9 protein-coding genes are annotated in these 12,640 nt (G+C 38.0%); 6 read left to right on the forward strand and 3 right to left on the reverse strand.

The window, feature by feature from the left end:
* The first annotated feature begins 3 nt into the window (after positions 1-3).
* Positions 4-993 carry an acyl-ACP desaturase gene (locus G440_RS0115215; RefSeq protein ID WP_026452103.1) on the forward strand — a complete coding sequence of 330 codons (990 nt, stop codon included), beginning with the start codon at positions 4-6 and terminating at the stop codon, positions 991-993.
* Positions 994-1,121: 128 nt separating this feature from the next.
* On the opposite strand, the gene amaB is transcribed toward G440_RS0115215, so the two are convergent.
* The 3 genes from amaB to G440_RS0115230 form a co-directional block, all read right to left on the reverse strand.
* Complete coding sequence (gene amaB / locus G440_RS0115220; RefSeq protein WP_026452104.1) at positions 1,122-2,678, reverse strand: L-piperidine-6-carboxylate dehydrogenase; 1,557 nt, start codon at positions 2,676-2,678, stop codon at positions 1,122-1,124.
* 60 nt (positions 2,679-2,738) lie between these two features.
* Positions 2,739-3,281 carry a 3-hydroxyanthranilate 3,4-dioxygenase gene (locus G440_RS0115225; protein WP_026452105.1) on the reverse strand — a complete coding sequence of 181 codons (543 nt, stop codon included), beginning with the start codon at positions 3,279-3,281 and terminating at the stop codon, positions 2,739-2,741.
* Positions 3,282-3,349: 68 nt separating this feature from the next.
* Positions 3,350-3,859 (reverse strand): CAP domain-containing protein, encoded by a 510-nt coding sequence (locus G440_RS0115230; RefSeq protein ID WP_026452106.1) that lies wholly within the window; start codon positions 3,857-3,859, stop codon positions 3,350-3,352.
* A gap of 205 nt (positions 3,860-4,064) precedes the next feature.
* Here G440_RS0115230 and G440_RS0115235 point away from each other — a divergent pair, with 205 nt between their 5' ends.
* The 5 genes from G440_RS0115235 to G440_RS0115255 all read left to right on the forward strand — a co-directional run bounded on the left by G440_RS0115235 (position 4,065) and on the right by G440_RS0115255 (position 12,627).
* Complete coding sequence (locus G440_RS0115235; protein WP_026452107.1) at positions 4,065-5,171, forward strand: isoaspartyl peptidase/L-asparaginase family protein; 1,107 nt, start codon at positions 4,065-4,067, stop codon at positions 5,169-5,171.
* A gap of 58 nt (positions 5,172-5,229) precedes the next feature.
* Positions 5,230-10,833, forward strand: coding sequence for an alpha-2-macroglobulin family protein (locus G440_RS0115240; protein WP_026452108.1), 5,604 nt, complete (start codon positions 5,230-5,232; stop codon positions 10,831-10,833).
* A gap of 310 nt (positions 10,834-11,143) precedes the next feature.
* A complete protein-coding gene (locus G440_RS0115245; RefSeq protein ID WP_026452109.1) occupies positions 11,144-11,398 on the forward strand; it encodes a hypothetical protein in 255 nt (84 codons plus the stop codon).
* Between the two features lie 9 nt (positions 11,399-11,407).
* The gene (locus G440_RS0115250; protein WP_026452110.1) at positions 11,408-11,716 is read left to right on the forward strand and encodes a type II toxin-antitoxin system RelE/ParE family toxin; all 309 of its coding nucleotides are present in this window, start codon (positions 11,408-11,410) and stop codon (positions 11,714-11,716) included.
* The gene (locus G440_RS0115255) at positions 11,713-12,627 is read left to right on the forward strand and encodes a hypothetical protein (protein ID WP_034259680.1); all 915 of its coding nucleotides are present in this window, start codon (positions 11,713-11,715) and stop codon (positions 12,625-12,627) included. The genes G440_RS0115250 and G440_RS0115255 overlap by 4 nt, the downstream gene beginning before the upstream one ends.
* Positions 12,628-12,640: the final 13 nt, after the last annotated feature.

Below are 12,640 nucleotides of genomic sequence, written 5' to 3' on the forward strand. Positions count from 1 at the left end.
ACCATGGCACTTAAAAACATACGACTAGAAGTAATGCAAACCTTGGAAAAGGAAGTTGATAGCTATATTGATCAATACCTTATACCTCCTGAAAAAATTTGGCAACCGACTGATCTTCTGCCGGACTTTCAGAAAGAGAATTATATGGATGAAGTGACGCAACTTCGTGAAGAGGCCAAAGAATTGGGCTATGATTTTTGGATAGTCCTAGTAGGCGATATGGTTACAGAAGAAGCATTGCCAACTTATGAAAGTTGGTTGATGGATATGGAAGGGATAGACCAACATGGTCGTAATAGCTGGAGCACATGGATTCGACAGTGGACAGGCGAAGAAAATCGACATGGCGACACATTGAATAAATATTTATATTTATCTGGAAGGGTGAATATGAGAGAAGTAGAAATAACCACACATCATTTAATCAACGACGGTTTTGAAGTAGGAACAGGTCGCGATCCTTATAGAAACTTCATCTATACAAGTTTTCAAGAACTTGCGACGAATGTTTCGCACAGTCGGGTGGGGAAAATAGCCAAAAAACAAGGAAATAAATCGCTTGCTAAAATGTGTAATCTTATTGCTGGAGATGAAATGCGTCATCATTTGGCATATCGTCACTTCGTAAAAACCATTTTTGAATATGACGCTAGTGAAATGATGATTGCTTTTCAAGATATGATGCAGAAAAAAATTATCATGCCAGCTCAAAATCTACGTCAGAGTGGGGGGAAAATGGCTTCAGCTTTTGATGATTTTAGTAATGCAGCACAGCGTTTAGGGGTTTATACTACATACGATTATATTGATATTCTTGAAAAATTGAACGCTCATTGGGAAATTTCAAAAATTACTAATCTTACAGATGAAGCTGAAAAAGCGCGTGATTATTTAGTTAGATTACCATCAAGAATGCTTCGAATTGCAGACCGTATTAAGATTCCAGAAGATGCGAATCGTTTTAAATGGGTTGAACCGAACGGGGTAGTGTAAGCCCCCTAACCCCCGAAGGGGGAACTTATAATGGAAACTATTATAATATAAAAAACCTCAAAGATCTTAGAGACCTTTGAGGTTTTTTATATTACCGTCGCCTCCCCTTCGGGGAGGTCGGGAGGGGACTACAAATCAAACTTAATACCCTGCGCTAAAGGAAGCTCAGTAGTATAATTGATTGTATTTGTTTGTCTACGCATATAAACTTTCCAAGCGTCGCTTCCGCTTTCGCGGCCGCCACCGGTTTCTTTTTCACCGCCAAAAGCTCCGCCAATCTCGGCTCCAGAAGTTCCGATGTTTACGTTTGCAATACCGCAATCAGATCCTTCTACAGATAAGAAACGTTCTGCTTCGCGCAAGTTATTCGTCATAATTGCAGAAGATAAACCTTGCTTTACACCGTTTTGTAAATCCAACGCATTTTGCAAATCGCCTTTGTATTTCATGATGTATAAAACAGGGCCAAAGGTTTCGTGTTGTACAATATCATAATGGTTTTCTGCTTCGGCAATTGCTGGTTTTACGTAGCATCCGCTTTCGTAACCTTCGCCTTCCAGCACGCCACCTTCAACCAAAATCTTTCCGCCTTCTTTTACCACTTGCTCCAAGGCTGTTTGGTAATTTTTGACTGCATCTTTATCAATTAATGGCCCAACGTGGTTGTTTTCGTCTAAAGGATTACCGATCTTAATTTGCTTATAAGCAGCTACAATGGCATCCGTTACTTTATCATAAATGTCTTCGTGAATAATCAATCGGCGCGTAGAAGTACAACGCTGACCACAAGTTCCGACCGCTCCAAAAACGGCACCAATTACAGTGTTTTTAACATTAGCATCTGGAGTAACGATAATTGCGTTATTTCCACCAAGTTCCAATAAAGATTTTCCTAAACGTGCCGCAACCGCTTGTGCTACAATTTTTCCCATTCTAATAGATCCAGTTGCGGAAATTAATGGTACACGAACGTCGTTGGTCATCATTTCGCCAACTTTATAATCACCAGTTATCAAGCAAGATAATCCTTCTGGCAAACCATTTTCGGCAAATACTCTTGCTGCAATATTCTGACAGGCAACGCTCGTTATCGGTGTTTTTTCAGATCCTTTCCAGATACAAGCATCTCCACAAACCCATGCTAAAGCTGTGTTCCAAGCCCAAACCGCTACTGGGAAGTTAAATGCTGAGATTATTCCAACAACTCCAAGTGGATGGTATTGCTCGTACATTCTATGACCTGGACGTTCAGAATGCATAGTCAACCCGTGTAACTGTCTTGAAAGACCAACAGCAAAATCACAGATATCTATCATTTCTTGAACTTCGCCCAACCCTTCTTGGTAAGATTTTCCCATTTCATAAGAAACCAATTTTCCAAGTGGTTCTTTTAAGCGGCGTAATTCGTCATTAAACTGTCTAACTATTTCTCCACGCTGTGGTGCTGGCATGGTGCGCCATTCTTTAAAAGCACTGGTTGCCGTGGTAATTACTTTTTCGTAATCTTCCTTTGAAGTAGATTTTACTTTTCCTATTAAAGCATTATCAACTGGAGAATAAGATTCAATGATATCTCCGTTCCCAAAAAAATCTTTTCCGGTAGAAGTACCATGGTTTACATCCTTATTTAGGCCTAACTCTTCTAGGGCTTTATCAATTCCAAATTTTTTTGCAATTTCACTCATCAATTTTTATTTTTTTCTAATTAATAATCAACCGATTGCGAAATTAATAAAAATCAATGGTTATTCCTCGTCAGAAACGAAACGTTTGTCGGCTTCCATTACCGTACCGCATTTGTTGCAAGTGCGTAAATCTTCGCTTGCGTAGAAGTGTTTAAAATGTTTTAGAAAGTCTGTTTCAATATTACTGAGGGGAAAGTAAACTTCATATAATTTATTATTGCAATTGTCGCAAAACCACAGTAAACCATCTTCTCCTTTTAGGTCGGTTCGCTTTCTTTCAATTACAAGGCCAATAGAACCTTCACTTCTTGCAGGGGAATGGGGTACCTTTCCAGGATGTAGATACATATCACCAGGACCCAGTTTCATTACTTTTTTCTCACCATCTTCTTGGATGGCCACTTGAATGTTTCCTTCCAATTGATAGAAAAGTTCTTCGGTTTCATTGTAGTGATAATCCTTTCGCGCATTGGGCCCAGCAACAATCATCACGATATAATCGCCAGAATCCACATATAAGTTTTTATTGCCAACAGGTGGTTTTAATTTATCGCGATTTTCCTCTATCCACTTGTTTAAATTGAAAGGTTTTTTAATAGCCATGGCCGTATTTTTTTGTGTTTCCACGTAAAAATACGGCAATTTAGGCTAATAGAAAAAGGGATGTGGGGTTACTTTCTATAAAAGAGTTGGGTGAAATAGCTACGATCCTTATCACTCTTCATCACACCAAAACCTGTGTGAGTGTAATTACCTTCAATAATAGCTTTATGTCCTGGACTTTGGAGCCAAGCTTCAACAACTTTTTCGGCGGTTTCATATCCATATGCAACGTTTTCACCTACCACTTGGGCATTATCGTGAAATTTTATTTCTTCAGATCGATATCCAAAATTGTCGTGATTTATGTATTCTTTTTCAATCATATACTGGGTATGCTTCACCGCAAAAGCTGAGGTGTATTTATTGTCAGCTTTAAGAACAGGAAGTCCTAACAACACGCGATGGTCATTTATTAGACTCAAAATTTCAGATGACATTTGACTGTCATTTTTTTGAGCAAGCGCTAAATCAATATCATATTTAGCAGCTTCAACTTCAACAGAATCCTCTTTTGAGCAAGAGGTGATTAATAAGCAAATAAGTAGCCCAGCAAGTAGGTTACTTTTTAGTAGGTTCATATTTAGGGCACATCAAATTTGGGGCATGATGTTAAGCTAAAGATATAAAAAAAATTGAATGAAAATGTATTTGGTCGAAAAAATATTACACTTAATCGGAAAAACAAGAAATAAATCGTGATTTAGATGCTAAGGTAAAAACAGTTTAACCACTGTAAACATTATAAATTTCACGTATATTGGTCGTAACTTAAAATCCACTGCCATGGTTAAAACTTTAACATATTTATTTGCGATATTTCTTCTTTTTGGATGTAAAAACGAAGAAAAACGCTCTTCTAAGGAGCCAATTTCTTCTGAAAATTCAAAAAATACTGCTGAAAACTTCGGAATAGTCATTCATGGAGGTGCGGGAACCATCCTTAAAAAAAACATGAGCGATTCGCTGGAAGATGCCTATAAAGCAAAATTAAAAGAAGCCATTTCCGTAGGACATGAAATATTAAAAAATGGCGGATCTTCGCTAGAAGCGGTTACAAATACAATTAATGTGATGGAAGATTCTCCACTTTTTAATGCGGGAAAAGGAGCGGTATTCACGCATGATGGTTCCAATGAGCTCGATGCTTCCATTATGGATGGAGCTACACTCAACGCCGGCGCAGTGGCTGGAGTAAAACACGTTAAAAACCCGATAGATCTTGCCCGCGATGTAATGCAAAAAAGTGAACACGTCATGTTGTACGGCTCGGGAGCAGAAGAATTTGCGCAAACTTTGGGCTATAAAATGATGGATACTTCCTATTTCTATACTCAAAATAGATATGAGTCTTTACAAAGAGTTTTGGAGAAGGAAACGGCCCTTCAATACGTCCGCCGCGACGGACACTCAGGGACCTTAGCCAAGTCAGAAATAAATGACTTTGAAGACCCATATATCAAAAACTCAAAATTTGGAACTGTGGGTTGTGCAGCCCTCGATAAACATGGAAATCTTGCCGCAGGAACTTCAACTGGAGGAATGACTAACAAACGCTGGAACAGAATAGGCGATGCCCCAATAATTGGTGCGGGAACGTATGCCAATAACGCTACTTGCGCGGTTTCGTCAACTGGTTGGGGAGAGTTTTTTATCCGTTCCGTGGTGGCTTATGATATTTCTGCCTTAATGGAATATAAGGGAATGAGTTTACAAGAGGCCGCAAGGGAAGTAATTCAGAAAAAAGTTCCTGCGCTTGGTGGCGATGGTGGCATTGTCGCAATTGATAAAGATGGAAATGTGGCGATGGAATTCAATACGGCTGGAATGTATCGAGCAACGATGAACTCCGACGGGGAGTTGGTGATTGGGATTTATAAGGAGAACGAATAAATACAAATTGCAAACCTCTCCTATTTCCTTTACTTTTAAAACTTCCAAAATTTCCTATATGAAAATTCTTCAGCGCCTAATACTTATATGTTTAGTGATTTTTATCGCTTCTTGTAATGATAAAGACAAGCATTCCGCAACCGATAACCTCTTTAAATTTAAAGATTACATTTCTTATAATACTTATGGAAACAAATCTATAACCACAGACATTCGTATTGAACTAGCAAAACCATTGGATCAATTTGAGATGACTCAGGAACTCTCTGCTGAGGATTATTTTAGTATTTCTCCGAAAACGACGGGTAAATTGGTGGTTGAAAACGGGAAAACTTTAATTTTTCAGCCTTCAGAAAATCTAAAACCAGATACCGAATATTCGGTCACCGTTAAGTTAAACAAGTTATACGATGATATTTCAAAGGAATTTAAAACCTATACTTTCAGTTTTCATACAGTAGCGCCAAATTTTAAAGTGACCCTTGGCAAACTGCAATCTTACAGCAAGCAAAAGCAATATATAGATGCAGACTTAGAAGCATCGGATGTTATTTCTTATGAAAAAGCGACGCAATTAGTTTCTGCGACTCAAGATGGAAAAAACCTGAAATTGAAATGGGCTTCTAAAGACAATGATGCGCGATATTATAATTTCACAATAGACAGTATTGATCGAAAACTGGAAGATTCCGAAATTTTAATCAAATGGGACGGCAAACCCATTGGCGCCGAAAATAAAGGCGAAAACACTTTTAAGATTCCAGGACAAAGTAATTTTACAATCGTTGACATTAGTAGCACTTTAACGCCTGCGGCACTTTTAAGCATTAATTTTTCTGATCCACTAAAAGAAAATCAAGATTTTGCGGGCTTGGTAACTATTGAAAAAACAAATAATCTGCGATATGAGGTTGACGGAAACGTGTTGAATGTTTATCCGCCAAATAGAATTGTAGGCAACGTAAAAGTCACTGTTTTTACGGGAATTAAGAACACAGAAGGAATCGGTTTGAAAAAGGAATTTTCAGAATTGGTTTCTTTTGAACAATTAAAGCCTGCCGTTAGAATGATTTCTAAAGGCGTAATTCTTCCAAATTCTGCTTTATCCCCGGTTTATTTTGAAGCAGTAAATCTTTCAAAAGTTGATGTTCGGGTGATTAAAATTTATGAGAATAATGTGCTCCAATTTCTTCAAAACTATGATCTAAACGATCCCAACACCTATGATATTCGTCGTGTTGGAAGGCGAATTGCCAAAAAAACCATCGAACTCAAAAACGTCGATTTAAGTGATAATGGAAGCTGGAAAGCTTATGCCATTAATCTTTCGGAATATTTTAAGGCAGATCCTGGCGCCATTTATCAGTTGGAGCTTAGTTTTAAACAAGATTATATTACCTATGATTGTGCTGAGACCGCTTCCACAGAAAATAGCAATGAAGAAGAGGATGACTATTATGATTATCAACAGGACTCTTACTATACCGATGACTCTTCAGAAGAAGAAATCCGTGAACAGCGCTATTGGGATAATGAAATTTACCGATGGCGAAACTACTCTTATAATTGGGAACAACAGGACAACCCGTGCAATCTTGCTTATTACAACAGTGATCGTATAGTTACCGCAAATATTTTAGGATCGGATTTAGGACTAATCGTAAAAAAAGGGAATAATAAATCGTATCAGTTTTTTGCTACCAATCTTATTTCGGCAAAACCAGAAGGCGGTGTAAAAATCAAGCTTTTCAATTTTCAGCAGCAATTGATTGAAACCGTAACTACTGAAGGCGATGGATCAATTTTATATGATAGTGATATAAATGCTGCTTTTGCAGTGGCGCAGAAAGGAAACAACTTTGCGTATGTAAAATTGGAAGACGGAAATGCGCTTTCAATGAGCAATTTCGATATTTCTGGAAAAGAACTTCAAAAGGGATTAAAAGGATACACTTATACTGAACGTGGCGTTTATCGTCCTGGCGATAGTATTCACTTAACTTTTGTGCTAAACGACATTGCAAACCCACTACCCAAAAATCATCCCGTTACACTTTCAGTTACAGATGCCCGCGGAAAATTAGTGCAGCGCAGTGTATTAAACACAACTAATTCCGCAACAGTGGTTCCCCCTTCGGGGGTTAGGGGGCTGGAGGGATTTTACTATTTCCCAATCTCCACAGATCCATCCGCTCCAACTGGAAATTGGAATGCCACAATCACAGTTGGAGGTGCGCAGTTTAGCCACACCTTAAAAGTGGCAACAATAAAACCAAATCGTTTAAAAATTAAACTTGATTTTAATGACGAAATTCTCGACGCTACAAAACCGGTAAAAGGAATGGTAAGTGCGATGTGGCTTCACGGTTCTCCTGCTCGTAATCTTAAGGTTGATATGACGGCGACACTTCGTGCAAGCAATTCGGCTTTTCCAAAATTTCCAAAATACAATTTCATTGATCCAATTAGAAGTTTTAATGAGGTGGAAATCCCTGTTCTGGATACGCAACTTTCTACGGAAGGCAGCACTTCTTTTAGTAAGAATCTAGAAGTTGGGAAAAACGCGCCGGGAATGTTGAAAGCTACTTTTCTGACGAAAGTATACGAAGGTGGCGGTGACTTTTCAATGGATATATTTTCGAAGGATCTAGCGCCGTTTTCACATTTTGTGGGGTTGAGGTCGCCTGAAGCTGGGCGTTACGGTTCTTATTTTACAGATGAAAACACAACTTTTGATGTTATTTCTGTAGATGCACAAGGAAATCCCACCGCTAATCGAGATCTTGAGGTAAAAGTTTTTCAGATTGAATGGCGTTGGTGGTGGAATCGCGGTTCAGACAATCTTTCCTCTTATGAAAATTCAACCGTTCACAAGCCAGTGAAAGAATTCAACATAAAAACCGATGCCAGCGGCAAGGGAAAATTCACTGTTAATATTCCAGAAGAGGAAGGAGGAAGATATTTAATTAGAGTGATCGATAAACAATCTGGTCACGCTACAGGGCGAACCACTTATTTCTATAGAAACTGGTCGCAGCGACCAAGTGATGGAGATTCAGAAAGTGCGAAAATGCTCGTCTTTTCTGCAGATAAAGAAAAATATAAAGTTGGTGACGAAACCGTTATAACTTTTCCTTCGGGAAGCGATGGGCACGCTTTAATTAGCGTGGAAAATGGAACTGAAGTTTTGGAAACACATTGGATTGAAACTCAAAAAGGCGAAACCAAAGCTACTATTAAACTTACTAAGGAAATGTCACCGAATGTTTATGTGAATATTTCGCTACTTCAGCCACACAATCAAACAAAAAACGATTTGCCTATGCGTCTTTATGGCGTTATTCCAATTACTGTCGAAGATCCTTCAACCATTCTTCACCCAAAAATCTCGATGCCTGATGTGTTGAAACCTGAGGAGAAATTCACCGTAAAAGTTTCCGAAGAAAACAAGAAAGCTATGACCTATACTTTGGCAGTTGTAGATGAAGGTTTGTTGGATTTAACCCGTTTTATGACTCCTGGAATTCACGAGGCTTTCTACATTCGGGAAGCCCTAGGCGTAAAAACTTTTGATATGTTCGATTATGTAATTGGTGCGTATTCTGGCAGCGTGGATAATATTTATGCAATTGGCGGTGGCGATGCGGCTTTGGGCGCAAAGAATAGAAAAGCCGACCGATTTAAACCAGTTGTAAGATATCTAGGTCCCTTCCATCTTGCCGCTGGAAAAAGCGCAACTCACGATATTTTGATGCCGAATTATATTGGTTCAGTTAGAACGATGGTAATTGCCGGCGATAATTCAAAAAGCGCTTATGGAAATGCTGAAAAAACTACACCTGTACGTACACCTTTAATGGTACTTGCTTCACTTCCACGGAAATTATCTCCGGGGGAAACAGTTACATTACCCGTTACCGTTTTTGCGATGGAGAACAAAGTTAAAAATGCTACCATTACTGTGAAAACAGGCGAAGCCTTGAAGCCGATCAATGGTTCTTCAAAAACTGTTACTTTCAGTTCTCCAGGGGAACAAATTGTAAATTTTGAATTCGAAGTGCTTCCAACTGATAACTTTCAAACTATTGAAGTTACAGCTTCTGGAAACGGAGAAAAAGCGAGCTATAAAGTGGAAATTGATGTGGAAAATCCAAATCCTATTTCACGAAAGTCAACTAATTATACGCTGGACTCAAATGCTTCGGAAACCATAAATTTTGAAACTTTTGGCGTTCCGGGAAGTAATACTGCAATGCTTGAGTTTTCGACTTTACCGCCGATGGATTTTGGGAAACGAATGGAGTTTTTAATCCATTATCCGTATGGATGTTTGGAACAGACTACGTCTACCGCATTTCCGCAATTGTATTTAGCTGATATTTTTGATATTCCATTTGATAAAAAGCAGAATATTGAGAAAAATGTAAAGGCCACTATTGAACGTTTGGGAAGATTTCAACTGTCCAACGGCGGACTTTCCTACTGGCCAGGAGAACGTGAGGCTGATGAATGGAGCACTACCTACGCAGGTCATTTTATGTTGGAAGCCAAACAAAAAGGTTATGCGTTGCCTATAAGTTTTGAAAACAATTGGCTTATGTATCAGCAGAATACTGCGCGGCAATGGCGAAATAGTTATGCGGTTTACAACTCCAGTTTAACTCAGGCATATAGACTTTACACCTTGGCCTTGGCTGGAAAACCGGAGCTGGCTGCAATGAACCGCCTTCGTGAAAGCAAGGAATTGAGCAACGATGCCAAATGGCGTTTGGCCGCAGCTTATGCTTTGGCAGGAAAGAAAAATGTTGCTGAACAGATTGCACAAACGGCGAATATAAATTTTGTTCCACAGAAATCTGATTATTACAACTATGGTTCCCCATTTAGAAATCGTGCTATGGCTTTGGAAACCTTGGTCTTATTGGATAATGCGAAACAACGTGATTTAGCATTGTCGGTCGCAAAAGATTTATCATCTAGCCGCTGGTATAGTACGCAGGAAACATCGTATGGGTTAATTGCCTTGGCCAAAATGGTTGAGAAAAATGGAGGAAAAGCAATGGACCTTACCTTTACAAATGGTGGAAAATCGGTTACCGTTAAAACCGACCGTGCCATTGCACAGCGCGATATTTCGTTTGTGATGGGAGGCAATTCTGTTTCGGTGAAAAATAATAAGGCCAATGTAGTTTACCTAACACTATCGCAACAAGGAAAATTACCATTAGGCGAAGAACTTGCCGAACAACGGAATCTTTCTATAAAATCGCAATATCTGGATGGCGCTCGAAAGCCAATTGATGTTACAAATTTGCGACAAGGAACGGAGATAATTGCAGAAGTGAGTATTACCAATACTTCTAACGATAGGATAAACAATGTAGCCTTGACGAAAATATTCCCAAGTGGTTGGGAAATCGTAAACACCAGTTTTAGTGAATTGGGCGGTGGTGCAAAAAGTGACGCGCGTTATACGGATATTCGCGACGACCGTGTGAATTTCTTTTTCGATTTAAATAGAAATGAAACGAAAATTTTCACAATAAAATTGAATGCTTCCTATTTAGGAACCTATTATTTACCGGGAACTCAGGTTGAGGGAATGTATGACAACTCGTATTATACGCGAAACAAAGGAATGTGGGTAAGGGTTGAATTATGAATTCAGAATTATGAATTCTGGAAAAAGCTCCTTCCCCTTTTTCAGATGAAGGTGGATTTTCAAAACTGCCATAAAGCAGTTTTGAAAAGACGGAAGGGGTTTTTGCTCTAACCGTAAAATTCATATAAAATTTGCTATTCAACCGGCAAATTTCATATAAAGTAATGAATTGAGTTCGAAAAATTGAATGCTCTTTTTACTAACGAGTCACATAGGAACAAAAGAAATGTTGATTTTAAAACTACTCAAGCAGTTTTAAAAAGAGAGAAGGGATAAATCCTTATATTTACTTTAATAAAATCAGTGGATAATGAACATTGCTGAAAGAAAAATAAAATTGGTCGAGAAAATTCTTCGCTTAGTAAACGCTGAAAATGTTGCACGTTTTGAAGAGATATTGGAAAATGAATCTTTAGAAAGTTCCACCGTAGTTGCACACACCGTTAATGAGCGAGAAATTACACTAAAAGAATATCGTGAAAAAAATGAACGAGCGGAGACTAGTTATGCAGAAGGAAAATTCAAAACATCGGAAGAGATAAAAGATAAATTTAAGTCCAAATAAGAGGAAGCAATGAATGACAGGGTAAAAAGCATTCATTGGTCTTTTGAAGCAGATGCAGATCTAAGTGAAATTTTTGAATATTATTTAAAACATGCTCCGGATAACGCATCAAAGAATATATTGGATTTGATTTCCGAAACTGAAAAAATAGTTTTCACTAAACAATGGCAAGTTGATGAATTTGATTCTACGTGTAGAAGAATAATTATTAAAAGAAAATTTCGTGTGGTTTATAAAATTATTGATGACGTAATTTTGATTACCGCCGTTTATCCCACCAAGAAAAATCCTGAATATTTTAGAAAATCCAAGCAATGAAATTGGCTTTACTTCCTCTTCTTCTTTTTGTTCTTTTCAGTTGTTCGGTAAACAAAAAATCAGAATGTAATTATATTACAGATTACTATCAAACAATTTATAAAGCAGATTACGAGTTTGAAACTGGTAATTATCAAAAAGCATTTGATCTATATCAATCTGCTTTTAATTCCTGCGAACCCATAACAACGTTGGGTTATAACGAAATTGCAAATTTCGCAGAAACAACTTCCGTTCTAAAAAAGTACGATTTGACTTTTGAGTATTTGAAAAAATCAATTCTGGAAGGTTCAAAATTAAGTAGGTTTCAAAATAATACAAATTTTGAGGAATTTATGGTTTCAAAATATGGAAAGCAATTAGAAGAGGAATACGACACTTTACACAGTCAGTTTATGGATAACATTGACTTAAAGCTGAGGAACGAGTTAATTTTAATGCGGTATGCCGATCAAGGAGTTAGGAGCAAAGGTTCTGAGGCGGATTGGACAAAAGTTGACAGTATTGACAAATTACACGAAAAAAGATTAATCGAGCTTTTTGAAAACCAGGGTTTTCCTAATGATGACATGGTTGGTCCGCCTTCATTAGACGGTAGACAAATCGATATTGGCCCTTTGTTGCTCCATACAGCTGACAGCATTCGTTTGAATTATTTCGTGCCCAAAGTCAGGGAATTTGTGCGAAAAGGAAAGGCATCACCACATTATATTGGTATTATGATTGACCAATATTATTTATATAATAAGGAACCCCAAATCTATGGTACTTACACAACACAAAGTGGTGGATATGCAACCATGATAAAGGATTTAAAAAAAGTGGATAGCAATAGAATTTCTATTGGTTTAGCACCTTTGGAATTAAAACAAAAAAAGGATAGTTTAATTAAAATTAAGTACGGATTTTAGAAAGGAGACCAAT

Origin of the sequence: Aequorivita capsosiphonis DSM 23843 (assembly GCF_000429125.1) — a bacterium.
In the GTDB taxonomy this organism is placed as follows: domain Bacteria; phylum Bacteroidota; class Bacteroidia; order Flavobacteriales; family Flavobacteriaceae; genus Aequorivita; species Aequorivita capsosiphonis.

Bases quoted from the DNA above. Each gene is read 5' to 3' on its own strand.
- G440_RS0115215 (WP_026452103.1), top strand. From the start codon at position 4: ATGGCACTTAAAAACATACGACTAGAAGTAATGCAAACCTTGGAAAAG.
- amaB (WP_026452104.1), bottom strand. From the start codon at position 2,678: ATGAGTGAAATTGCAAAAAAATTTGGAATTGATAAAGCCCTAGAAGAG.
- G440_RS0115225 (WP_026452105.1), bottom strand. From the start codon at position 3,281: ATGGCTATTAAAAAACCTTTCAATTTAAACAAGTGGATAGAGGAAAAT.
- G440_RS0115230 (WP_026452106.1), bottom strand. From the start codon at position 3,859: ATGAACCTACTAAAAAGTAACCTACTTGCTGGGCTACTTATTTGCTTA.
- G440_RS0115235 (WP_026452107.1), top strand. From the start codon at position 4,065: ATGGTTAAAACTTTAACATATTTATTTGCGATATTTCTTCTTTTTGGA.
- G440_RS0115240 (WP_026452108.1), top strand. From the start codon at position 5,230: ATGAAAATTCTTCAGCGCCTAATACTTATATGTTTAGTGATTTTTATC.
- G440_RS0115245 (WP_026452109.1), top strand. From the start codon at position 11,144: ATGAACATTGCTGAAAGAAAAATAAAATTGGTCGAGAAAATTCTTCGC.
- G440_RS0115250 (WP_026452110.1), top strand. From the start codon at position 11,408: ATGAATGACAGGGTAAAAAGCATTCATTGGTCTTTTGAAGCAGATGCA.
- G440_RS0115255 (WP_034259680.1), top strand. From the start codon at position 11,713: ATGAAATTGGCTTTACTTCCTCTTCTTCTTTTTGTTCTTTTCAGTTGT.